Origin of the sequence: Chryseobacterium arthrosphaerae, from assembly GCF_001684965.1 — a bacterium.
In the GTDB taxonomy this organism is placed as follows: domain Bacteria; phylum Bacteroidota; class Bacteroidia; order Flavobacteriales; family Weeksellaceae; genus Chryseobacterium; species Chryseobacterium arthrosphaerae.
Map to the genome: position 1 here is coordinate 252,944 of NZ_MAYG01000012.1, position 25,106 is coordinate 278,049.

The window sequence follows — 25,106 nt, forward strand, 5'->3', positions numbered from 1 at the left end:
ACCACCTAAAAAAATAAGGCTAAAACCTGAAGATTACTCTACTAAAAAGAGCTTCAGATCTTAACCTATTTTAAAATCAACCCAATTTACAAAAAAAATGGAAGCAATTAATCAAAATAATGGCTCACAAACTTTATTCAGATTTGCGACAATGCGTAGCGCTGAGCTGTCTGAACCCAAAAACAAAGAAAGAAGATTTATTTTCAGAAATGCTCTTACACAAAAAGGAGTAATTGATTCAAGAGTAGAAGCCGGAGAATCTTTGAAGGATGTCTGTGAGAGGATTAGGGACTTAATAGTTGAAACTGAGGCCTCTTTAAAAGCAAAAAATATAGCATTTTATGAACTGGCTGTTTGGGTAGCAAAAAATAAAGAAAAAGCTACTAAAACTGAATTTGATGAAAAGATCAATACGTATAAAAAATCTCAGGAAATTGTTGAAATCAATTCTACAATCTGGGATAATCTGATCTATCAGGTGGTGACTCAAAAGGATTTTTATGCAAAAGAAACGTTAATGCAGTTTTTGCATTTAAATCATATATTGTCTAATTACTATGGAACCCAGGAGCAATATGAAGATGTAATCAAAGCTAAAGTAGTTCTTCCCAAGGAACTTTTCAAGGCAAAAGAAAGAACATCTTCAAATAATACGGTAGTTTCAAGGGCAGATGGTAAAATGTCAGGTAATATCCCATTCAATAAAAGTAATCTGAAATTTGCAGAAGCCACGATAAATCTAAAAAGAAACAGGGATCTGACTACTACTCTAAAAGAATTTGAAAAAAATTATCAAAAAGAATATGAGTCAGCTTATGGTCTTGCTTATGCGGAATACTTAGAAAGGACCAGACCGGCTCAGGCAGAATATGATAGGCAGATAAAGGAACAGGAATATCAAAAGGAAATTTTTCTGGCAGCAAAAAATAACGAGGGCTTATCAAGCTTAAAATATATTCCGGTTCCGGAGGTCCCTGTTTTTAAATTTGATTTTCGTCCTGAAATCGATGCCGAAGGTTTGTTGCGAACATTAGGTCAGGAAAATACCGAAACGTTACTCCGGATCTTTAAAACTTCCGATCTTACTGAAGCCCTGAAAGGAGTCTCTACATTTACAGAGCTTTTTCAAACCATTGAGCAAAATAATCTGCTGTTAGAGCAAGTCATTTTAAATAATACAAACCTTAATCCACAGGTCTCCAAAACTGTGGGAGGTGTTGTTATTCCTGTAACACAATCAATCAATACTCAGGAAATTTCTTTTACTGCTGCGACATGGAATGGTATGGGAGTGGGTGACCATTCCATGATTTTGACAACCGATATCAATGATCCTAAACATATTGTAAGTGGAAAATACAAGATCAAATCTGAAGATCAAAACGTTTTGGCTAGCGGTACTTTAGCGTCCACTTTTGATGCTCCCAATGTAACATCTTTATTTAATACGCCGGAAAAAATACCAAATACTACGATAAGGGGATATGAGGTTTTTTTGTTAGAAGGAGAAGTTACTCTTAATGATGGCCTTGTATACACGATGAAAGGTAAGCTGTTATGGACAGCAAACAGTATATACAGATTTCAGGGAAGTGGAACATTTACATTAAAAAATAAAGAAACTGGAAATGAAGGGGGAGGACCCGGTAACTGTCTGCCTGTTTTATTAAGGACCCGGTCTTTTCAGAACTATTCGGATAGATGGTTGCTAAGTATGACGCCTAGAGAAACCACATCACTATTCTCATCAGCTTCAGGAACGGTAAAAATATTGGATAACAACGGTAATGTAGTTCAAACCTCAAATCAACTAAAAGTTGCCGGTGGAGGAGATTACTTATCTCTGTTTAGTGATGGCGTTCTGCCTCAGTTGCAGATTACAGATGCTATAAAGAATGGTTGTCAGCTTGAAGCAGAGCTTACTCTTGATGACGGAAAGGTATATACCTGTAAAATTCCTATGACGACATATACTGCAGGAGGAATAGATTCAGTAACGAAAATTTATAATCTGACAGGTGAAGGAAGTATCTGTCTGAAAGGTAAAGATAACCAGACAACACCAGAAGAGGATCAACCGTTTATCCCTTCCGGATTTGGAATGAGAAACATTGGTATTGCTGATTACCGAAAAGTAGAACAAAGTACTTATTGCTATGTAGAGGGAGAAGTGTCCCACATTGAAAATATCATGGCAAAAGAATATAAGGAGAAATCAACCAGGAGACTTAAAAGAAGTGAATCTCAAACCACCAGATCCACAGAATCTGAAAAAGAGAAATTAACGGATACTACTTCTACGGAGAGAAATGAGATGCAAAGCGAAATTTCAAAAGTTCTTCAGGAATCCAAAGATTTTGCAGCACAGGCTGGATTTAACGCATCATGGGGAGTGGGAGCAAAGTATATGCTAAATACTGCTGCCAACTATGCTACTCATAGCTCCAAAGAAGAAAGTAACAGACAGGCTGTTACCGAGGCTAAAGATGTTACGGCAAGAGCCCTGGAAAGGATTATTACAAAAGTAAAAGAAGAACGTATTGACAAAATACTGGAAGAATATGAAGAAAACAATAAGCATGGGTTTGATAACACCAAGGGGAATAATCATGTTGTAGGTGTTTACCGTTGGGTAGATAAAGTGGTGAAGAACCAAATCTTTAACTACGGAAAACGTATGATGTTTGAGTTTATGATTCCTGAACCCGCCAAACTACATGCTCTTGGAATAAAAATAAGCAATACTTCTGAAAATCAATTGGTAAAACCAATTGATCCAAGAGAATCTCCCGGTATGCAGATCAAAGACTGGAGTGCCCTTGCAGATTCCACCAAACTGAAATATTGGTTAGGTTATTATAATGTAGAGGTGGATGAAAGACTTGAGCCTGTAATCTATGTTGGAAAATCAATTGATTATTCTTCCACAGAATCAAAACAGGCATCATCAAAATCAGATCTTATTGCCATTCCGGAACATTACATTACTGAATCTTATGTTGTGAAAAGCAGTAATTCTTTTCCTGGTTATAATGGCTGGGGAAGCGGAGCCAGTTTATTAGTGGGAGGAGAAAGCTCACCCAACGCATTTTTAAAATTTGTCAGAGAGGTTCCAATCACAATTGCAACCACCAATGCTCATTATTTCCATGCCACAGTTAATATCAAATGCGTTTTGCAGGAAGAATATAAAAACGGATGGCTGCAGAAAACGTTCAATAAAATTATTGAAGCCTATAAAGTGGAGTTGAGTAAATATGAAGCTGCATTGGCAGATGCAAAAGCTGTAGGAGTTCAGATCAAAGGATCAAATCCTGGGTTCTACAGAAAAATAGAAAATACAATTTTAAGAAGAAATTGTATTTCCTATATGCTTAATCAAAATCCTGAGGCGTTACTCACTTTTGGCAAAAAGAGATATTATACCAATGATAATTCCACTACAGAAACTTTTGAAAATACAGATATTAAAGTGGATGAAAAGCTTGACAGATATGCTGCCTTTGTCAAATTTATGGAACAGGCATTTGAGTGGGAAATCATGAGCTACTATTTCTATCCTTATTATTGGGGTGAAAGAAAGTCATGGGCAGATTTGTATCAGTTTGATGATAATGATCCTACTTTCAGAGCTTTTATGCAGTCGGGTATGGCAAGAGTAATTGTTACGGTAAGACCAGGTTTCGAAGAAGCAGTGAGACATTTCCTGGCCACAGGACAAATCTGGAACGGAGGGGAAGTTCCTGTCATTGACGATCCTCTATTCTTATCTATTGTGGATGAATTACGCTCTCCAAAAGCAACCAAAGAAGGAGAACCGTGGAGAGAGAAGATTCCTACCTCCCTTACCATTCTTCAGGCAGGATCTATTGGGCTGAAAGTTGAAAAAGCTTTGCCTTGCAACTGTGAACCGGATGTGAAGTTTGATGATGAATTGGGGAATTTCTGTGCTACTAATTTTGAATCCACTGACCATCTTTTAGGAGTGGAAACCGGTGAAGGACAGAAAATCATCTCAGGAGACTGGATCTAAGAAAAATTATTAATCAAAAAAATACGAATATGTCTATTATAGGAAAAATTATACGTGTAAATGAATTGCCTCCAATAGGAGAAAGAGAAACCAATGTCATTTACCAGGTAGCCGAACCGGGCTCACCCATTTATACAGATTACGCGATTGATCAGAATGGAGACCTGAAAACCCATGCCGTTACCGATGGCAGTATTCCGCTGGAACTGGCAGATACCCATCTTTCGATTTCAAATGCTGCATTTGTTACAGAAGGAATCAAAAGCCAGGCGCAGTACAATACGCATACGAGAGAAAAGCTGGATCAAAAGCTGGATATGCCTTCCGTTGAAGGAAATGCCCAGGATTATCCAAAAATTGTAGGACTGGATGATAATGGAAAAGTAGCAAAACTGCCGGCGGGAGATCTGGGAAAAAACATAGCCAATTCTTCTCTCACTACTGTGCCAGGCGCAGGATTGGCACTTGGAGCCAACTGGACTCTGAGCACTTCCGGGTTTTATTATTTGATAACAGGGTTAAGTGATAAATCTGCAGATACAACCTTCAACAGAATGATGGTACAGAACTCTTCCGGGCAGATTTCGTGGAGCAATGGTAAAAATATGATTTCCAATTACCCACTATTGTTGAATGATACGGAAAAATTAGCATGGAGAAACCGTATGAAACTTTCGACAGAGAACTTTTCAACCGGAACTCCCAGAATAGATGTACTGCTACTGCCATTTATTGACAATACAAAAAACTTTATTCAATACACCACATTAGTAGGATTAAACTTATTTGTAGATAACGTCTCTCCTAATGCACATATTAAAGTGAAAAGGATGAAAGATGTTAATGGAATCAATTTGTCAGTTCCTGAAGAATATAACATAGATAATTTTACTGTAATGCAAAACTTTCCCAATAATCTGAATTTTGGGATCAACTGGAGTACAAAGCCGGAGGGATATTATCAGGTATTCGTTACCCATAATGGGCTGACAAATGCAAGTTCCCCAGAGTTGATTGTAAAAGCAGGACTTACATATAGCCAATTTACAGGAATTGCTAATTGGACAACAGTAACGGGAAGCGCAACAATAACTGATACCTCTATTTCATTATCTCAAGGTTCAACAGCGCAATCCGATAATTTAATTTCTATTTCTGATATTAATTCCGGCTTTATGGTTTCTTTTTTAGTAAATAATAATCTGGGCAACTACGGGGCTAATTTTGTCAATAACTTTCAAGGAGGAATTTTGGGAGAGGATGGATCATTTTATGGTTTTATAAATTATGGTGGTGATGGAAGCTGGAAAATTCATCAGGGTGATCTTTTGCCTGTGAGAAATGAAACCTTTCATATCGCATATTATAACGGAGTTGTATATATCATTGCTGAAAGTAATGGAATAACCTATCAACAATTTAACTCTTCCTTTAACTTGCATCCTAAGAGATTTTACCTCGCAAGAGGAACTGGCGGTCAAGGATCGCTGTCTATGAATTTACTTGGAAAAATATTATTGTCTTAACAAAATAAAATTATGAATACACATTTAATTATACCGGAAAATATTAAGGAAATCCTTACCAACATTGAAAATACACCCCTGAATCTTGCAGAACTACCGCTACAGGAGCACCCAAAACTGCCACAATTTGAAAGAAGTATCAGGGTTTTGGATATAGATGCCAAATCCAAACAGCAATTTATCTCTTTCAGATATGAGCAGGTATTGAAAGACAGGGAGACAGGAGAAGAGGTCAACATCTCACTTCCGGCTCCTGAATGGGTTATCTATAAAGAAACGTGGAGCTACCTCCGTGACGATAAGAACAATCTGATAGAGCTTCCTTTGGTTGCGGCTACAGCTGATATGGATACTGATAAAGTAAAAGTACCAAGTTATCAGTATATGCTTTGGCTGTTGAAAAATAATAAGGCAGGTTTTACTGAGCTGCTGGCCTCTTATCTGGATGAATTTGTGAAAAATTGCAGAGACAGTCTGGACAAGCTTTCCTAAGAAGTATTAATTAATGGCAGAGTGTAATGCTCTGCCTTTTTCAAAAAAAGAAAAAATGATGGAAACACTTGAACTCAGAGAAATCATCAGTAAAGAATGGCGTACCGATGATTTTATAAGAAAACAGCTGTTGTGTAATAAACTGAAATACAGCAATCAGCTCAGAATGCATTTTATTTTGGACTACAATATCAATGATTATGATGGAATTGCTGAAGAAAAATACATAAAGGATGATAACGAGAGCAATATATATTTAAAAACATATCTCAATAAGAATGCTGAGATTGTTGATCTGGTCCAAACAGAGTGTGAAATCAAATTTGTGATTAATGCTGCACAAGAGCAGATTTCCTGTCAGCTTATTTACTTCTTTCACAGAGATGCCGACCGGGAAGAACTTAGGAGAAAGAAAGCTATTATATTGGAAACCTTTTCCTATGAGGAATTCAGGAGATTGGTCATGCATGTAGGATTTGATGATTTTGAAAATTATTATAAATACAAAAACTACTTCACAGAAATCTTTAAATCAAGTTTTCTTAAAGCAAAGAGCGCAGAGGAGCTTAAATTTCTTTACAGCAAGGCGCCAGAATTTGTTCTTCAGGGAATGGCTCTTGAAAATGAAACGTTATTCGGACATCTGCTTGCCTTAACAAAACTTGATGATACCGGAATTTTCAGTGGATGGAAGGATGGAAGTTCTGCTTTAGTCAACGTCTTGAAAGCATTTCCTGATCATATTTTTTTATTGAATAAGTTCAGAAAAAGCCCTGAACTCTGTAACAGGATTTATTTCAATCTGGATGGAGCAAGCGAGTTTAATGGAGAAATGAAATCCAACCGTCTCATTTTTGCTACCATTCTGATGCAGTATTGTTTGTTTTCTTACAGCCGTCCAAAAGCAGGAGCTCCAACTTTCAGAATAGGAAATGAGTATAAAGTCAATACTGAAGTCTTTGGGCTTGCGGGAGATATATTGGGTTTTGGAAAATCAGATGAAAAAACTTTTTTTCTTCAGCAGCAGAAAGAAGTGACAAAAAGAGTTTTCATCGTACCTAAAGAAGGAGATCCTAATGCAACAGAACAGGTAACAGAAGATCTGGATGAAGGAGCAGAGTTTTATCCTCTCGACATGGTTTATTTTATAAAGCAACAGACATCAGAAACCAATGAAGGAGAGGAACAGCAAGGTACAATTATGATGGTTCCGGCTATTTATGTAAAAGCATGGGCTGATGCCGAAAAATGGGAAGATATTAATGAAACCATCCGGATTGTGGCTGATATGGTAGGAGTCGTTTTTGGAATCGGAACATTAGCATTATCCGGAAACCCATACCTGCTCTTGGCTGCGGCGGCAGATCTCAGTTTGGCATTACCGGATCTCACCATACAGGCATTCCGGGCAGAAATTGCCAAGCTTCCCGGAGGAGATGAGTTTCTGCGGCAGTGGGATCTTATTTATAACGTATTGGGATCTGCTGTAGCTGCACCACAGCTTGTCGTTGGTTTAGCACAACTTACTGCTGCTTTTTACAGAAGTTGCTTAAGTTTATTGAGAGCATCAGTGAATGTTGCAGAAAATGTGAAACAGGGCTTGCGTGCAAGTGCAATTTCCGTATTTTTGGATCTGAACAGTGGCACTTTTCAAAGAAAAGACCTTCGTATGTTTAGTCCTACAGAATGGGTAATCCCAAGCGCAGGGTTCATTTCAAAAACATCAGAATGTGATGCTTTGATACAAAATGGAGCTTTCTTTATAGACCTAAATATAAATGCAGTTGCCAGTAAAAAAGAATTTGGTCTTGTTTATAATGGAAAAGTAATAGTAAAGGGAAATAGATTTGATAAATCTTACGCTGGAACTTTACAAAATCTAAAAAAAGTAAGTCATAATGTAGATAAGGTAAAAGAATATTTGGACAGCTTAGAAAGATTTTCAAATATACAATCTGGAGAAGCTTTTAAACATCTTTATGAAGTCCTCCCTTTGTTTAATAAAAAAATAATTGTTGTTGATGGTAAAGAGTTTTTAGTCGAAGTATCAACTACACATTGTGTTAATATGGTTTTGGCTGTTGATGAATATTTAAAAACTGGAAAAATATCAATAGCTCTTCCTTCAGGCAGACAAAAAATTGAAGTTTTGTCAACTCTTTATAATGAAAAATATAATAGATTTACATATTTCCAAAGAAAGACAATTCCGCAAATAAAAATAAATATGAAGGAAGGGGAAAGAGGGATTATATTTGGAGAAAGAACATATCCAGACCCCGGGCATGTTTTTAATATTATTAAAAAAGACGGGGAGCTACATTTTCCAGATGGACAAGCAGGTAAAGGTGCGAACCTTAAAGATGGGTTTGAGTACTTTAAATATTTAAAAATAGAATAATTATGTTAACAGAAAATGAGATATTAAAGATTGCAAAAAAATACGTTTCAGAATCTGAAAAAGATTTCAAAACTCAAATGGTTCTATTAGAAGATTATATAGTAAAGAAAAGTTATGGGTACATATTTTTTTATACTACTAAGGCAAAATTTGAGAATCCGGAAAGTGAAATTGATATTGTGGGAAATGCTCCTTTTATAGTAGAACGTAAATCTGGTAAAATAGTTGAATTTGGAACAGCTAGGTCTTCAACTTATTACATTGAAGAATATGAAGCAGGCAGATGGCCTTTAAAGAACTTTTAAAATATTATAATTCTCTATATATTGATTTAATGGATACTTTGTCATAAATTGAGAGAAAAATAGAGTTTTAAAAGAAATAATTAAAGTTGATAACTTAGTGGAGATTATATGATCAGATTATCTGAAATAGAAAATATGTAAAAAAGAGGCTGTCTCAAAAGTGAGACAGCCTCATTGTTATTGAAAATCCAAAACTCACTAAGGATGCTCATTTCTTGCTCTGATCACCAGATTTACCAGATCTGATCCGCCGCTTGCAAAATTATCGTTCGGATTGTGAGCACTTTGGGTGGCTACAGCATAAGGTGCCCCATCCCAGTAACCCCAGAAAGGACCTCCGCTTTGTCCCGGCCAGATATCGGCTTTATGGCTCATGCTTTCATTGTCGTCGGCACTCCAGAAGTCACCATCCAGGGCAATTCCGGTTTGATAAGTGGGTCTCTGGGTTCCGGTAAGATCTCCCGGATAACCTGCATGAGTCCAGTAGGCGCCTCCGTCCCATGAATCGGAGTAGGATTTTGATCCCAGCCATCCCGTGCTGTTTCCTATGGGTCTGTCTAAGACAATAACGACATAGTCATATTGTATTTCCGTAGAATCGATGCCGGGGCCGGATACTTTATACTTATAATAGGTCAGCGTACCCCAGGCGGTTCCGTAGGGAGCACTTCCGTTATAATACATTGGGGTAAATTTCAGCCACCCTGTAGTATTGTTAGCCTGCCAGTCAACAATATGGGAACAGGTAAGAAGGTGTCTTGGTCCGATCATAACGCCGCTTCCTGAGCCTAAAGCACTTTCAACCCTGCCGACACATCTCCATGGATATGCCGTAGAATTATAAACTTTTCTTTGATCGGCCCCGAATATCGTTCTTGCATTTTCAGGAGTTAAGAAAGAATCCCTGTCAATAAATTTAGGCTTACGGTCTTTTTTAGGCTCTAATTTTGGGCTGTATTCAAAATCAGCATGGGTAGGGTAAAAGTGATCCGTTTCAACAGATCTGTTTTCGGCTGTTTTTTCATCCATAAGCATTCCTATAGCCTTCATTCCTTTAGGGAAAGTTCTTCCGTTAATGGTTTCCATGGCTGGTGCCTGGCTGAATAGTTTTTCAACAGCAGCTGGTTTTTCAGTTGATTTTGCTTTCACAGTTCTGAGTCTTGATACTTCTTCAGAAGTCATTGGGTTGTTGTTTTCAATTTTAGACATGATTATTATTTTTAATCTGATTATTTCCTACTCTTTTAATGGTTTTTCGGATTCCACCGGTAATGGGTATTGTTTAATTGAATATTTTTTGGGAAAATTCTGTGCTTATACTTTCTGTTTGGTTGATCTGGGCGGCTCCCATAGCTGCTAAGGCAATAGCAACCTGTTTATCAAGGGTTTTTCTGACAATATTTCCGTTGGTTGCCCGTAATATTTTACAGAAATGATAGGTAAAGTAACCTCTTATCTGCCCGCTCAAATTTCCTTCCATAGATACCTGGTTGTCCCTGGCTGCAGCCCATAAGGTGTGATTCATCCCGGCAACAGGTACGAGGGCTTTGGTAAGGACGGCTGATTTTTTAGCATGCTTGGAAGACTCCATTTCATTGGCATAGGTCATGTAAAATTCATCTTCAAGCATTGGCGGAATAAAACGTGCTGTTTCATTGAGGAAATCTGTTTCCAGTCCCAGGTCCATTTTTCTGGTTCCTGTTCCTGAATAGCAGCAGTCAAAAATGACCTCCATATTCACTCCGGCTTTTAACTTGCTGAGGACGGTTTTAAAATCATCATCACGAATTACGCCGGCACTTGCATAGTCGTGTGGGCAAACGGCCTCATCCAGGCCATCTATCTCCAGATCAGAACCGATGTTGGCAACTCTGGTTCCGTGTCCTGAATAATAGAACACAAGAGAATCTCCTTTTACACTTGTGCTGATCATTGATTTCAGATAATTCAATATATTGGCCCTTGTAGCATTCTGGTTGGTCAGGATTTTAATCTTTGCCGGACTAAAGCCACAGATCACCAATGTATTGGCCATATCTCTCGCATCATTTACACAGCCGTTGAGGTCCGGCCCTCCGTATCCGATAGGTGCGTAGTCATTAATACCTACAATAAGTGCTTTTTTCATTGTATTAGTTTTAAAATTTTCCCTACTCTGTTCCGGCTTTTCGGGTTCTGCCTTTCTTTGTTTTTCTGTGACAAAATTCCACCATTCTGAGGCACAAAAACAGAGGATAAAACTCTATTTTGGAAAGGTGAAAAGCCCCTTTTTTTAAGATTTTTATACTTTGATTGTCAGGTGGATGTAATAAAAAATCCGGCAGCTGAATAAGCTGCCGGATAATAGGTAGAAGGTAAAGATTTTTATTATTGATTCAATAAATAGGGTGCAAATACCCTCAGCAAAGATCATGTTTTAAAGCAAAAAGGACCAGGCCCGCTCTGTTCTTGATATCCAGTTTAAGGAAAACAGAATCTCTGTAACCGTCAATGGTTTTGGGGCTTAAGCACATTTTATCGGCTATTTCCTTATAGGTAAGTTCACTGCAGGCCCATTTTATAAATTCCTTTTCCCTGTCTTTCAGCTCCGAAAGAAGAGAAGCGGTCTTTATCTCTTCTGTTTTTACTTTCAATAATTTCTGGGCGACAAAATCTGTATAAAAGCTTCCCTTTTCAAAGACGGTATCTATAGCCTGAAAGAGAATGGACGGCTGCATATCTTTCAGCAGATATCCTTTAGCTCCGGCTTTCAGCATCTTGATGAGTATTTTTTCGTCATCATCCATGGTCAGGGCAATCACTCTGATGTCGGGGAAGTGCTCGCTGAGCCATTCTGTAGTTTCTATGCCGTTTTTATAAGGCATATTCACATCCATCAGGACTACAGCAGGCAATTCGGATGCTTTTTCCACTGCTGCAATAAAATCTTCCCCGTTGGGATGATTCATAATCACTTTATATTGAGTGTTTTCTGTGATCATGTTTTCCAGTGCTTTGGAAATTAAAGTATGATCATCAACAATGGCTATGGGAATCGTTTTCATAATAAATTTTTGTAGTAGGTTATCAAAATCTGTGTTCCTTTATTCAATTCTGATTGTATAGACAGGCTGGCATGGATCAGTTTGGCCCTCAGTTCCATATTTTTCAATCCGGAACCGTCCTGAATAATGCTTGTATCAAAACCTTTTCCGTTGTCAGATATCCTGATGTGGAGCGTTTCACTATTGTCGTGCAGCTGTATGGATACGTTTTTGGCTTTAGAGTGTTTGAGGATATTGCTGATGCTTTCCTGAACAATTCTGAAGAGGATCAGGCCGTGTTTAGGGGAAATATCAATATCCTGTTTTTCAGTGATGAATTCTATTTTTAATAATTTAAGCTTTTTTATCCTTTGAACCTCTCTTTCTATGGATTCTGCCAGTCCGAAATGAATGATCTGTTCAGTGATTAATGTTTTAGACAGATTTCTTATATCCTGTATGCATTCACCCAGCAATTCATTCAGCTCATGCAGTTCATCTTTCTCTGCATTTTTAAGCTTGGTGATCAGTTGATTCTGCCGCAGCCGGACAACGGAAAGTTTTTGCCCCAGATCATCATGAAGTTCCTGACCTATATAATTGAGGGTTTGTTCCTTGATCTCCACCTGGGACGTGGCCAGTTCTTTTTCAAAGCGGAGATCTTTTTCTTTCTGCGCAATCAGAAGGTTGGTCTTTTTCTTAATAAAAACCACATAAATGAAGATCATTGTCAGAACAACGATGAATAAGGTTATTGTGGAGATAATGACCAAATTGTTTTCTTCCATAGATCAGCGGTTTTATTTGATTCTGTCCTGCCTGTTCCAGAGTAAACCCAGTATGAGAATGCTGTTGCTGATCAGATTCAGCATAAATAAGATAAAAAAGTAAATTCCCTCTGAAACGGTAGCCCTGAAAAAAAGAATCGGGATACTTCCGATAAAAAGAATCATTAAAGCAACCGATATCCAGAAGGGTAAATAGTTGTTGATGGCCAGTATTTTATCCGAATTAAAAGTCTGATACAGGAACAGGATGACTGAAAATAACAGGAGAAGAATATCTATATAAAGCATATCAAAAGAAAAATGATGGAGCAGATCATCTTCCTTATACAACATAACAGCAATATTGAACAGAAAAAGAACTAAAATAATGAACTGTATCTTTTTAAGCAGCGGAACATATAATAACTGATAATAATAAAACAGATACAAAAAAAAGACAATCATTAAAAATCCGATGACATAAAACACATCTGTAGGAAGCCCGGTCAGGTCATAGTAGAAATAACAGAATATATCAATCAGGGAAAACAAAAAGTATCCAATGATAAAGAACAGATTCTCTTTTCCGGTTTTCCTGTACTTGATGGTCATCAGAATCATCACGATGATGGATATGCCCATAGATATCAGTTTCCCTGTGTCAATATTCCAGTTCATAGTCTTGTTTTTTTATTGCATACCTGCTGCTGAAGCTTTAGGGGGTGGTGCCAGGTTGGTCATATTCATAGGATCAATAGTCTGTACATCTATATTTTCCTCCGATGTGACTGTTCTGTACATCACTTTTACATTATCGTTTTTTCTTTTTTGTGAGGTAGGCATCAGAAATAGGGTCTGATAGCCGGCGTATTCAGGTTTGGCCATTTTGTTTCTGGGATGATTTACAGGATATTTTCCCATGTAAATTCTGATTCCCGGATTTTTTAACTTTTGTTTTTTTGCATTTTCTTTTACGTATTGAATATAGCCTTCCATTTCTTCCAGAGAAAACCAATACCATCGTGAGTCAGGTTCACCATTGCGGTACTTGGTAAGAATCATGTTATTGGTTCTGGAGTATTCATCATAAAGGACCTGGGCTTCTTTATAACTGATCAGTTTCTTTTTATAACTGTCGTTAACGGGTTCTTTAGGAGGTTCAGTACAACGGGTACAGCTGAGTAAACAGAAAATCAGAATAAAAGCTGCACAAAGCGGGTTTAAAATTTTAGTAAAAAAGGACGTTTTCATTTTTATGGTTTTTAATTTTATATGGCAAAATTAGCTAACGGGTCAACTATAAAAAAGGGTGAAAACACTGTTTTTATCCTATACTAAATTTACGACTTTTTGATATTCAGTAGGATAGGGATGATCAGATTTATTTTTATTTCAAAAAGAACATTCCAATTGTATCCATTAAAATAAAAGGATCTGTGTCTTAGTTTATCCATCGAATCTTCCGAAATTGAGTCTGGAATAAAATGCAGAACAGAAACATGAAAATCACAACGGCAGATCTTAAAAAAAGCAAAAGTTTCCGGAAAGAACTCCTTCAGTCTGCATTTTTTATAAGAATGAATCTTGTTCTGACCAATAATGCATTTCATTTATGAAGCTCTATTTCTTCTCAACGGAGCCCATGAATTATAAGAAAATTATCATCAGGCATTAATCGCTTTGATGTCCTGATACCATTTATTAAGGATGGCCTTCTGTATTTGAAAATGCAGAGGGCTTTTTTATAAAATATTTTAAAATTCCATACCGGCCTTCATTCATTTTACACTATCATTAAAAAACAGGACCGGAAAAGACTTCCGGTCCTGTTAAACAAGATTAAGTGTAAAATTTAGCCTGGTTAAGGGCAAAAAGGATAATTCAAATGTGTACAGATTTCTATTGATCTTAATCTATGTTTAAAGGGATTGATAGTAATGGAATTTTATTTTTATAGGCCATGATGGCTGTTTTACTGCGGTGGAAAAGTGATTCCAGAAGATTGTATTTGTAAGGAACCATGGTAAGAAGATCCGGATTGGTCAGCCTGATTTCCTCTTCAATGGCTTTGATCACCTCAATAGACTGGATCATTTTAAAGCTGTATTTAATATCATTCAGGTCATATCCGGAATTCAGGTCAATATCATGAATGACCTCTGTGAAATCTTCTATACTTTCAGTGACATTAAACACCTCAATCTCAGCGTCAAATTTATTGATGAAATAATAAATGTCATTCATTGCTGACCACGTCATGTTCTTGTGGGTATCGTAGGAAAAAAGAATTTTTCGGATCCCTGTGTATTCTATATGAGCCGGAATGATCAATACCGGTTTCTTTATCCTGTGTATGGCCCGGATAACATTATTGCCCAACAGTTTCTGCTCAAGAGTCTTTTCTGCCATTCCCATCACAATAAAATCACACTCATGAATGTTCAGGCAATTCTCCAGCTCTTCAATAAAATTACCTGATGCCAGATGATATTCCGTCTCTATAGAATACAGACTGTTGATTTCCGCTGCTTTATCAGACAGTTTGGTTTGATTTTTAAGCGTCTGGGTATAAAAAAAATCTGCTGATGCCTGGGCATTCAGTGCATGAATGGAAACCGTCTGAAGAGTAAAAAGTACGATTCTGTATTTATTTTCTTTAGCCAGGGAAGCTGCGTAATGAGTCGCATTTTCAGCTTCATGGGAAAAATCTGTGCAGACAATTATTGTTTTCATTGTACCGGATTTTGATATGACAAAACTAAGGCAGGAACCCATAGCCTTATCATAAAAATATTGTGACATTGCATAAAATGAGGATGAAATGTCTTTTTCCGGTGATGAAACGTTGGCATCCATTTTAAGTCTTTTATAGTACGTTTCAGGTACCGTTTTGGCGGTCTCGTATAAAATAGAACCGGGGCATATAAAATCTATCTCTATATTTACACCTACAAAATCCCGGATATGAATAGGGTTGCGACCATCAGGAAAAATATAGTACGGAATAAAAAGATTCTTTCGGCCATGAAAAGAAGGCTGGTGATCTGGGCGGTAGCAGTGGTGGCCTTTTGCGGTTTCTCTTATCTGATAGACCCCTTCGATCCGGTTTGGCAGGGATATCTGGATACCCCATTGCAGATGATCATTGAAGACACCTTATGGGTACTTCTCTTTTCAGTCATCATCTCTGAAGTAAGCATACTGATCGATATGACCCTCAATAAGCTGCTTCCATGGAGAGACAGGACGATAAAAAGATTACTTATTCAGGGGTTTCTTCAGATCGTGGGAAGTGTGCTCATCGTTATTATTATCAATGCAATTGTTGATGGGACCTCAGATAATCTGCCGGAAATGGATTACCGGAAAGAATATACCTTATTGGGGCAGTGGATTGCAACCAATATTGTGATCTCCCTTATCATCAGTGCTTTTAACACCGTGGACTATTTATTGGCAAACTGGAAAAAAACAGCTGTGGAAGCAGCACAGCATAAGCTGAGAGCCTCTAAACATAAGCAGGCGGCTATGGCGGCGGAACTTCAGGCACTGAAGCTTCAGATCGATCCGCACTTTATTTTTAATAACCTGAGCGTGCTGTCTGAATTGATTCTGGAAGATCAGCAGCTGGGGTATGAATATTCTGAAAAATTTGCAAGAGTATACCGTTATCTGCTCGTCAATTCCAGGAAAGATATCATTGTGGTGGAAGAGGAGCTGAAATTTTTAGACTCTTATATCTTTCTGATCGGAAAAAGAATCGGGGAAGGAGTTCTATTCAAAATTGATGTTCAGGAAGAATACAAACAGATGTATACCCTTCCATTATCCCTGCAGTTGTTGGTAGAAAATGCCATCAAACACAATCAGACTTCAAAAGCCAATCCCCTGGAAATACATGTATACACCAATTCTGATGGGGAGCTGGTGGTTTCCAATACATTCCTGCCATTGATCAATAAGCCGGATTCCTCAGGGGTAGGGCTTACCAACATCATTGCACGGTACGAAATCTTAGGATATGCAAAACCGATAATAGAAAAGACTGAAGAAAAATTTACTGTAAAACTTCCATTGATATGAAGATTAATAAAATTCTAATAGTTGAAGATGAAAGACCCAATGCGGAAAGGCTGAAGAGACTGCTGCTAAAACTGAGACCCCATATTGAAATTCTTTCCGTAGAAGATTCAATCACCTCAACGGTACATTGGCTTGAAAATAATATCGTTCCGGATATTATCATGATGGACGTACGCCTTGCAGACGGATTGAGTTTTGAAATCTTTAATAAACATGAAGTTAAAAGTGCCGTCATATTCACTACCGCATATGATGAATATGCAGTTCAGGCATTCAAATACAACAGTGTAGATTACCTTCTGAAGCCCATTGAGGAAGAAGAACTTGATGCCGCCCTGAAACGCTATGAAACCTTTATGGAATCTGTTCCGGTAGTGGGAACAGCCATTGAAGGCCTGCTCAATTATATCCAGCCTAAAGACTACAGAAAACGTTTCCTCATTACCCACAGAGACGGATATAAAACGGTTTTGGCGGAAGACATTCTGTACTTTTACACCGAACTGGGAATCAGTAAAGCAATGCTGAATACAGGTATTGTAGAGAATGTTCCCCAAACCCTTGAAGAACTTGAAAAACAGCTGGATCCCAAATTCTTTTTCCGTGCCAACAGACAATTCATCATTCACATTGATTCTGTAAAGCAAATCTTTAATCACTTTAATGGAAAACTCAAACTGGAACTCAGAAAACAACCTGATATGGAAGTAATTGTAAGCCGGGAAAAAGCCTCCATATTCAAATCATGGATGGATTACTAAATACGGGACAAAACCACATGCTGGAAGAGGGAAAAGCATTTGAATGCTGAAAATCATTTTAACAATTGATTCGTTTCTGTAATCGGTAGAAGTATATTATACAATAGTAACTTCCAGCATCCCTCTTCCTGCTTCCAACCCTAAAATCCCAATCAATCCTATTCCGGAATCTTTTTTCGTTTTTTTAGTCAATATTTTTAATTTGATAGAAATTTAAATTATTGACTTGTTTTTTGCTGTATCAATACTGCGGAATGATGTTGATAAATAAGTTGATAGGGTGCTTTTAAAAGCAAACAGGGTAAATTCAGAGGTTAACAATGTTTTTACAATATCTAACCGGTAAAAATTTTTTTTTTATTGATTCTAAAGATAAAAATTTAAGCCTTCCTTTCATTTTTACTATCATACGTTTCACCCGCGATTAATTACGCTTCACCCGATTTCTATACAAATATCCCTGTTATATGATTTTATTTTGTGGCTGTAAAATTTAAAAACCAATGTTATGAATTACAGAAAAGGATATCTGGTATTTTCACTTGCAGCTGCAGCGGTACTTTATTCCTGTGGCTCCGGGAACAGTCAGGAAAATGCCCAGCAAATGCAGCAGGCATTACCTACAGACTTTATTCAGGTGAAATCCGGAGATGCAGATGTTTCTACAGGATACCCGGGAAGTATAGAAGGACAGGATAACGTAGAGATTAAAGCCCAGGTGACAGGTTACCTGGAAGCAGTATATATCAGAGAAGGACAGTATGTGAGCAAAGGGCAGACTTTATTCAGGATTAACCCGTCTGTGTATAATGAGCAGGTCAATACCAACGCAGCAGCTCTGAAAGCCGCTTTGGCTGCACAGGAAACAGCGAGGCTGGAAGTGGAAAAGCTAAAACCCCTTGTGGAGGGAAAAGTAGTTTCAGATATGCAGCTTAAAACTGCACAGGCAAGCTATAAAGCCGCTGCAGCACAGGTCGCCCAGGCTCAGTCATCTTTAGGGTCTTCAAAGATCAATGCCAATTTTACCTATATCAAAGCTCCGGTAAGCGGATACATAGGCAGAATCCCGAACCGGGTAGGAAATCTGATCAGCCCTTCAGACCCGTCCCCATTGACTACTCTTTCAAGTATCAATACCGTCAATGTATATTTCTCAATGAATGAGGCCGACTTTATTGCCCATAGCAGAGCCGCCTCAGGAAATAATGCGGAAAATGTAGAATTGATCCTGGCAGACGGTTCCACCTACTCTTTGAAAGGAAAACTTGAGAATGCCAGTGGAAATTTCGACAGAAATACCGGAAGTATCCAGATGAAGGCTGTTTTCCAGAATCCCGATAAATTATTGAGAGCCGGAGGAACAGCCAGGGTAATGATCCACAATGCACTGAATTGTGTTGTTAAACTTCCGAAAACATCAGTGAAAGACATCCAGGATAGATTTTTTGTCTATAAACTGAATGGAAAGGACAAGGTGAAAATGACCCAGATTCAGGTATCAGGAAGCACATCCCAGGATTACTTCATCAAAGAAGGCGTAAATGCAGGAGACAAGATTGCCATCAACAGGATTGATGCCCTTACAGACGGGGCGCAGGTGCTGGCCAAAGTGATTCCTTCAAAACAGTAGTATAACCATTTTTTAGAAAATTCGAAAAATGTTAAAAAAGATAATAGACCGTCCGGTACTGGCGACGGTAATATCCCTCATCATTGTTATTTTAGGGATTATAGGATTAAACGAGCTGGCTGTGACCAGGTTCCCGGACATTTCTCCGCCTACCATTACCGTTTCAGGATCTTATCCGGGAGGAAACAGTGAAACGGTGATCCGTTCCGTAGTAACGCCGTTGGAAGAACAGATCAACGGGGTGGAGGATATGGAATATATGAAGTCTACCGCAAGTAATGACGGTACATTCTCCATTTCGATCATCTTCAAGCAGGGAGTAAATGCTGACCAGGCTGCCGTAAATGTCCAGAACAGGGTGCAGCAGGCCACTCCGATACTTCCGCAGGAAGTGGTAAGGATGGGGCTTACAACATCCAAGCAGCAGAACAGTATGGTATTGATCTTCAATATTTATACGGATGACAATAAGCAGTATGATGAAACTTTCCTGCAGAACTATGCGAATATCAACCTTATTCCGCAGGTTAAAAGAGTAAAAGGAGTAGGACAGGCCATGGTATTCGGGATCAAAGATTACTCTATGAGAATATGGCTGAATCCCCAGAAGATGTCTTCATACGGGCTTGAGCCTGCGGATGTGTCCAGGGCTATTGCCGATCACAGTTTAGAATCTGCCCCGGGTAAACTGGGCGAAGAATCCAGTGCTGCCCTGGAATATGTAATCCGGTATAAAGGAAAGAAAAATAAACCGGAGCAATATGAAAATATTGTAGTAAAAAATACCGGAAACCAGATAATCAGACTCAAAGATGTGGCCCGTGTGGAATTCGGTGCAATCTCGAATACGGGAGATAACCTTTCCAACGGAAAAAATGCAGTTACCGTTGCCATTATGCAAACCACGGGATCTAATGCGAACCAGATTGAAATAGGAGTAAATAAAGCCTTGGATCAATTGTCAAAATCATTCCCGCCAGGCATTAAATATACCAAGGTAATGAGTACCAAAGAAAGACTGGATGAGGCAACAGGACAGGTGAAATCAACCCTGATAGAAGCGTTTATTCTGGTGTTTATCGTAGTATTCGTTTTCTTACAGGATTTCAGGTCTACCATTATTCCGGCCATTGCAGTTCCGGTAGCCATTATCGGTACATTCTTTTTCCTTCTGGTATTAGGATTTACCATCAATGTACTGACGCTTTTTGCCCTTGTACTGGCCATTGGTATTGTGGTTGATGATGCCATTGTAGTGGTGGAAGCCGTGCACAGTAATATGGAAGGAACAGATCTTTCAGGAAGAGAGGCCACCCATAAAGCAATGAGTGAGATCACCGGAGCGGTTATTTCAATTACATTGGTCATGTCTGCGGTATTTATCCCGATCGGATTTATGTCCGGTTCTGCAGGATTATTCTATAAACAATTCGCTTATACCTTGGCAATTGCAATTATTATTTCCGCAGTGAATGCATTGACATTGACGCCTGCCTTGTGTGCGGTCTTCCTGAAAAACCATCATGCAGAAGAAGGCGGAAAGCCAAAAGGTTTCGGGCAAAGATTCGCTGTAGCATTTAATGCCGGATTCAGTAATATGACCAACCGCTATGCAAAAGGGGTAAAGTTCCTGATCGGCCGTAAGTGGATTGCAGCGGGACTGGTTGTGGGAATTATCGGCCTGGCCGGATGGTTGATGTCGAGTACAACTAAAAGTTTCGTTCCAATGGAAGATGATGGCTTCTTTATGTATACGTTAAGCATGCCTCCGGGAACCGGATTAACAAAAACTACAGAGGTTTCCAATAAAATCAATGCCATTCTGAAAAGTGTGGATGCCGTTCAGGAAAATACTTCCATTACAGGATACAACCTGTTAAGTAACAGTGCAGGACCGGCTTATGCAATGGGATTTGTTAAATTAAAACCTAAAAAAGAAAGAGGCGAAGTTCAGGATATTCAGGAAATTGTAGATATGGCCAACGGAAAACTGGCCGCTATTAAAGAAGGAAGCGTCATGACTTTCAGAATGCCTCCGGTAGAGGGATACGGGATGACCAATGATGCGGAAATCGTACTTCAGGACCGTATGGGAAGAGATCCGCAGGTTCTTAAGGCTAAAGCGGATGAGGTCATCGGGCAGCTGATGCAGATTCCGGAGGTGGCATTTGCCTATACCATGTTCAGGGCAGATTATCCTCAGCTTGAGCTGGAAGTGAATGAAGACAAAGCGAAACAGCTGGGAGTAAGTATCTCTAATCTTTTAGGATCTGTGCAGACGTATTTCTCAGGAGATCAGTCTCAGAACTTTTCAAGGTTCGGGAAATTTTACAGGGTGAATATTAAAGCTGACGGTGTTTTCAGAATGGATGAACAGGCGTTCAATGATATTTTTGTAAAGAATGAGAAAGGAGATATGGTGCCGGTGAATACTTTGATTACTTTGAAAAAAGTCTATGGCCCGGAATCTGTTCAGCGTTATAACCTTTATAATTCACTCAATATTAATGTGTCTCCAAAGCCTGGCATCAGTAACGGAGCATTGATGGATAAAATAGAGAAGACCCTGAACAATCTGCCGTCTGACTACAGCTATGAATGGACAGGATTAAGTTTAGAAGAGAAATCAGCAGGAAATCAGACGGTTGTGATCCTTGGGCTTTGCTTGCTGTTTGTATATCTGCTTCTTGCTGCACAATATGAAAGCTATATTCTTCCGTTAGCGGTTATGCTTTCTATTCCAACAGGGATTATAGGCGCATTCCTCGGCATAAAAACAATAGGACTGGATAACAACATTTATGTACAGGTAGGATTGATCATGCTGATCGGGTTGCTGGCCAAAAATGCGATTCTTATTGTGGAATTTGCCATTCAGCGACGAAAAGCCGGACTTTCCATTCTGGATTCTGCATTAGAAGGTGCCAAAGCAAGACTGCGTCCGATCATCATGACATCACTGGCATTTATTGTAGGGATGATTCCGTTGATGATCTCCACAGGAGGGATGGCTTCAGGAAATAAATCCATCAGTGTAAGTGCTGCGATAGGAATGCTCAGCGGAGTGGTTTTAGGAGTGTTTGTCATTCCCGTACTCTATATGTTCTTTCAGTACCTGGATGAGAAAATTTCATCCAAAAAGAAGTATCCCGCAATACAAAATCAATTGACCAATGAGAATATTTAATATAAAGAACTTCCTTATTTCAGGCGCAATGGCATCAGTACTGGTGTCTTGTGCCGTGGGGAAACCCTATACAAGAACAGATCTGCAGGTTCCTGAAACATATAAAGAATCTGTACAGGTAACGGGAGATACGGTAGTGCTTCCATGGAAGACCTTTTTCAAAGATCCTAAACTGATCGGTTTGATAGACAAGGCACTCACCAGAAATAATGAGGTGAATGTAGCCCTGAAAAATATAGCCCAACTGGATCTGATCTACAAACAGGCTAAGCTGTCTCTGATGCCCACTCTGGATCTCACTGCAGGCGCCAACAGAAGCTGGGCTTCTACCAATACATTGAATGGCTCTCTGAATGAGCAGTTTGTAGGAACGAAATATATAGATGATTTCAGTGCTGCGCTAAGACTTTCATGGGAAGTGGATATCTGGGGAAAAGCTAAAATGCAGAAAGAATCTGCCGCTGCTGAATATTTTGCTCAAAAAGAAAATTTAAATGCTGTAAAAAGCAGAATCGTCGTCCAGGTGGCGCAGGCATATTACAATCTGATAAGCCTGGATGAACAGCTGAAAATTGCAGAGCAGAATATTGAACTGAGCAACAACACCCTTAAAATGATGAATCTTCAGTTTACTGCAGGTCAGATCAATTCACTGGCAGTTCAGCAGTCTGAAGCCCAGAAGAAAACTGCTGAACTGCTGATTCCGCTGGCAAAACAGAATATTTCCGTTCAGGAAAATGCTCTGAGCATCCTTTGTGGAGAATATCCCGCTAAAATTGAAAGAGAAGGAAACCTGAAAGCAATGATTCCTGAAAACAAACTTTCGGAAGGCCTTCCGGCACAGCTGCTGAGCAGAAGACCAGACCTGAAAATGGCTGAATTCAACGTGATCAGTCTGAATTCAAAAACAGGATTGGCAAAAGCGGCAATGTATCCAAGTATCAGCCTGAGCCCTCAGATTGGACTGAATTCCAATAAATTCAGCTCCTGGTTTGATATACCGGGATCTATTACCAAAGCGATTGCTGCCAACCTTGCTGCCCCGGTTTTTCAGAAGAAGGAATTGAAAACAGCTTATGAAACAGCATTGATTGAACAGGAAAAAGCAGCTATTAATTTTAAACAGTCTGTAATGACCGCTGTAGGAGAAGTTTCCGATGCCATGGCAAAATCTAAAGGTTCTGCGGAAAGATTAGAGCTTTTGGAACAGAGAACAGCCATTTTAGATAAAGGAATCAATGATGCCCTTAAACTGTATAAAAGCGGTATGGCCACTTATCTGGAAGTGATCACCGCCCAGAACAATAAGCTGCAGAACGATCTGGAAGCAATTAATGTAACGCTTGAAAGATTAAATGCTGAGGTGGACCTGTACAGAGCACTTGGCGGCGGAGTACAATAATATATCAAGGGTAAATAAATACAAAAAGGAAGTTATATATGACTTCCTTTTTGTTTAGGTACTTGTGTTTTTACCCAAAATAAATAGCCATGCCGGCTATTTATTCTCCATCGTTCAAAAAATATTTGATATGTAAAACTATTTGGCGTTGTATGAGTAATCTTTAATAAGGTTCTGGCCTGCTACTACTGATTTGCTCTCGTTGGTCTCTACATTTCCGCCCACTTCCGCCTTATAGCTTACAGAAAGAGGAGCTCCGTCGAAATTGGAAACTGCGACGTGCAGACTGGAAAAATTAAAAGGTTTTACAGTCTCGAATACATAGGTTTTTGTATTTCCTGTAAAATTATTAACATCTATTTCTACGGTGTTTTCAGTGCCCTGTTCAGCCCCATTCATCTTCCATACCGGATTGCCGTACTGGCTGGCATCATGATTTCCTGCCTGCACAATAAAGTCAACCTGATCATTGGAGTCTGCCCCGTTTACGGTAATCGTGAACTTTACATTGGCTTTGGCATCTATAGGATCATCATCCTTACTGCATGCTGTGAAAACAGCTCCCAAAAGACCTGCTATGAGAAGACCTGAAATAATTTGTCTTGTGTTTTGAATTTTCATAATTATTACTATTTCGCATTTTACTGTTTACAAATGTAGCAGGCAGGTGATGAGTGAAACAATACCGGAAATTCACGTTTTTTTTCTACCTGTAATCAGGTAGGCGTCATCAGGTAAGCAAGTGATTGGTAAAATAATGTGATTTTTATTCACAGATGATCAGGTGTTTATAGAAAATTTATTGTTTTTTAAAAAAAAGTATGCAAGATTCCGGAAAAGAGAGATTTATATAATTGAGTACTCGAAATAATTAATGTTCAATGAAAAAATAATGCAATGAAAAAATTTACAGTACCCAGATTTTTAATAGCAGTTTTAATAGTATGTGCAGGAATTGCTTTATACTCCTGTAATAATGACGGGCCAGACATACCACCGGTAAAGCTGGAGGAATTACCGGGAAACTATAAAGGGAAATTGATTACCATACAGGGAAGTGCAAGAAAAGAAAGTGTGAAAGACTTTAAAGTAAAAAAAGACACCATCATGTTTGCCGAATTTCCTGTCAGTGAAATTGTAAAAACAGTAGTAAAAGATCCGGTAAAAACGGAGGCAGCATTAAAAGCAATAGGAAAAGTGAAGTATAACCTTAAATATACAGCATCCGTAAACACCGCCAGTAATGTTGTGGAATTGACATTCGCCCCTAAAACCCTGGAATTACAGATTCCTGTAGATGGAGCCAATAAAAAAACCATTGTAACACTGGCCGCTAAAGAGAAAGGATTTTATGTAGGAATGGACCGTTCCCTGAGGTTTGCTGTGAAGGCAGAGAAGATCACAGTAGACGGAACGGCACTTGCTCCTTATGAAGTGATTGATTATAATTTCCCTTTCTGTATAAAAAATTAATAATAGATCTTGTCATCAATAGA

Annotated in this window: 19 protein-coding genes; 11 read left to right on the plus strand and 8 right to left on the minus strand. The window is 38.7% G+C overall.

Annotated features, from left to right (window positions below):
* The first annotated feature begins 97 nt into the window (after positions 1–97).
* From BBI00_RS23120 to BBI00_RS16595, 5 genes are all read left to right on the plus strand, one after another.
* The gene (locus BBI00_RS23120) at positions 98–4,033 is read left to right on the plus strand and encodes a hypothetical protein (RefSeq protein WP_123902311.1); all 3,936 of its coding nucleotides are present in this window, start codon (positions 98–100) and stop codon (positions 4,031–4,033) included.
* Between the two features lie 29 nt (positions 4,034–4,062).
* The gene (locus BBI00_RS16580; RefSeq protein WP_065399980.1) at positions 4,063–5,559 is read left to right on the plus strand and encodes a hypothetical protein; all 1,497 of its coding nucleotides are present in this window, start codon (positions 4,063–4,065) and stop codon (positions 5,557–5,559) included.
* Positions 5,560–5,571: 12 nt separating this feature from the next.
* The gene (locus tag BBI00_RS16585) at positions 5,572–6,051 is read left to right on the plus strand and encodes a hypothetical protein (RefSeq protein ID WP_065399981.1); all 480 of its coding nucleotides are present in this window, start codon (positions 5,572–5,574) and stop codon (positions 6,049–6,051) included.
* Between the two features lie 463 nt (positions 6,052–6,514).
* Positions 6,515–8,452 carry a hypothetical protein gene (locus BBI00_RS16590; protein WP_165602550.1) on the plus strand — a complete coding sequence of 646 codons (1,938 nt, stop codon included), beginning with the start codon at positions 6,515–6,517 and terminating at the stop codon, positions 8,450–8,452.
* 2 nt (positions 8,453–8,454) lie between these two features.
* Positions 8,455–8,757 carry a hypothetical protein gene (locus BBI00_RS16595; RefSeq protein WP_065399983.1) on the plus strand — a complete coding sequence of 101 codons (303 nt, stop codon included), beginning with the start codon at positions 8,455–8,457 and terminating at the stop codon, positions 8,755–8,757.
* 198 nt (positions 8,758–8,955) lie between these two features.
* Here the strand turns inward: BBI00_RS16595 and BBI00_RS16600 are convergent, their stop codons facing one another.
* The 7 genes from BBI00_RS16600 to BBI00_RS16630 form a co-directional block, all read right to left on the minus strand.
* Positions 8,956–9,966, minus strand: a complete 1,011-nt coding sequence (locus BBI00_RS16600; protein WP_123902312.1) for a trypsin-like serine peptidase — start codon at positions 9,964–9,966, stop codon at positions 8,956–8,958.
* Positions 9,967–10,039: 73 nt separating this feature from the next.
* A complete protein-coding gene (locus BBI00_RS16605; protein WP_065399985.1) occupies positions 10,040–10,885 on the minus strand; it encodes a caspase family protein in 846 nt (281 codons plus the stop codon).
* Between the two features lie 271 nt (positions 10,886–11,156).
* Positions 11,157–11,801: a response regulator transcription factor gene (locus BBI00_RS16610; protein ID WP_065399986.1), complete on the minus strand. Its 645-nt coding sequence runs from the start codon at positions 11,799–11,801 to the stop codon at positions 11,157–11,159.
* A complete protein-coding gene (locus BBI00_RS16615) occupies positions 11,798–12,568 on the minus strand; it encodes a sensor histidine kinase (protein ID WP_065399987.1) in 771 nt (256 codons plus the stop codon). The genes BBI00_RS16610 and BBI00_RS16615 overlap by 4 nt, the downstream gene beginning before the upstream one ends.
* Positions 12,569–12,580: 12 nt before the next feature.
* Positions 12,581–13,225: a hypothetical protein gene (locus BBI00_RS16620; protein WP_065399988.1), complete on the minus strand. Its 645-nt coding sequence runs from the start codon at positions 13,223–13,225 to the stop codon at positions 12,581–12,583.
* A gap of 12 nt (positions 13,226–13,237) precedes the next feature.
* Entirely contained in the window at positions 13,238–13,798 is a 561-nt protein-coding gene (locus tag BBI00_RS16625) for a hypothetical protein (RefSeq protein ID WP_065399989.1), read from the minus strand.
* Positions 13,799–14,455: 657 nt separating this feature from the next.
* Positions 14,456–15,280 (minus strand): universal stress protein, encoded by an 825-nt coding sequence (locus tag BBI00_RS16630; protein ID WP_065399990.1) that lies wholly within the window; start codon positions 15,278–15,280, stop codon positions 14,456–14,458.
* 231 nt (positions 15,281–15,511) lie between these two features.
* Here BBI00_RS16630 and BBI00_RS16635 point away from each other — a divergent pair, with 231 nt between their 5' ends.
* From BBI00_RS16635 to BBI00_RS16655, 5 genes are all read left to right on the plus strand, one after another.
* A complete protein-coding gene (locus tag BBI00_RS16635) occupies positions 15,512–16,630 on the plus strand; it encodes a sensor histidine kinase (RefSeq protein WP_065399991.1) in 1,119 nt (372 codons plus the stop codon).
* A complete protein-coding gene (locus BBI00_RS16640) occupies positions 16,627–17,391 on the plus strand; it encodes a LytR/AlgR family response regulator transcription factor (protein WP_065399992.1) in 765 nt (254 codons plus the stop codon). Before BBI00_RS16635 ends, BBI00_RS16640 begins: the two co-directional genes overlap by 4 nt.
* Positions 17,392–17,899: 508 nt before the next feature.
* Entirely contained in the window at positions 17,900–19,021 is a 1,122-nt protein-coding gene (locus tag BBI00_RS16645; protein ID WP_065399993.1) for an efflux RND transporter periplasmic adaptor subunit, read from the plus strand.
* A gap of 28 nt (positions 19,022–19,049) precedes the next feature.
* Entirely contained in the window at positions 19,050–22,208 is a 3,159-nt protein-coding gene (locus tag BBI00_RS16650; RefSeq protein ID WP_065399994.1) for an efflux RND transporter permease subunit, read from the plus strand.
* A complete protein-coding gene (locus tag BBI00_RS16655) occupies positions 22,195–23,610 on the plus strand; it encodes an efflux transporter outer membrane subunit (protein ID WP_065399995.1) in 1,416 nt (471 codons plus the stop codon). The genes BBI00_RS16650 and BBI00_RS16655 overlap by 14 nt, the downstream gene beginning before the upstream one ends.
* Before the next feature lie 138 nt (positions 23,611–23,748).
* Here the strand turns inward: BBI00_RS16655 and BBI00_RS16660 are convergent, their stop codons facing one another.
* Positions 23,749–24,231, minus strand: a complete 483-nt coding sequence (locus BBI00_RS16660; protein WP_065399996.1) for a hypothetical protein — start codon at positions 24,229–24,231, stop codon at positions 23,749–23,751.
* A 276-nt stretch (positions 24,232–24,507) separates the two neighbouring features.
* Between BBI00_RS16660 and BBI00_RS16665 the strand changes: the two genes are divergently transcribed.
* Positions 24,508–25,083, plus strand: coding sequence for a DUF4840 domain-containing protein (locus tag BBI00_RS16665; RefSeq protein ID WP_065399997.1), 576 nt, complete (start codon positions 24,508–24,510; stop codon positions 25,081–25,083).
* Positions 25,084–25,106: the final 23 nt, after the last annotated feature.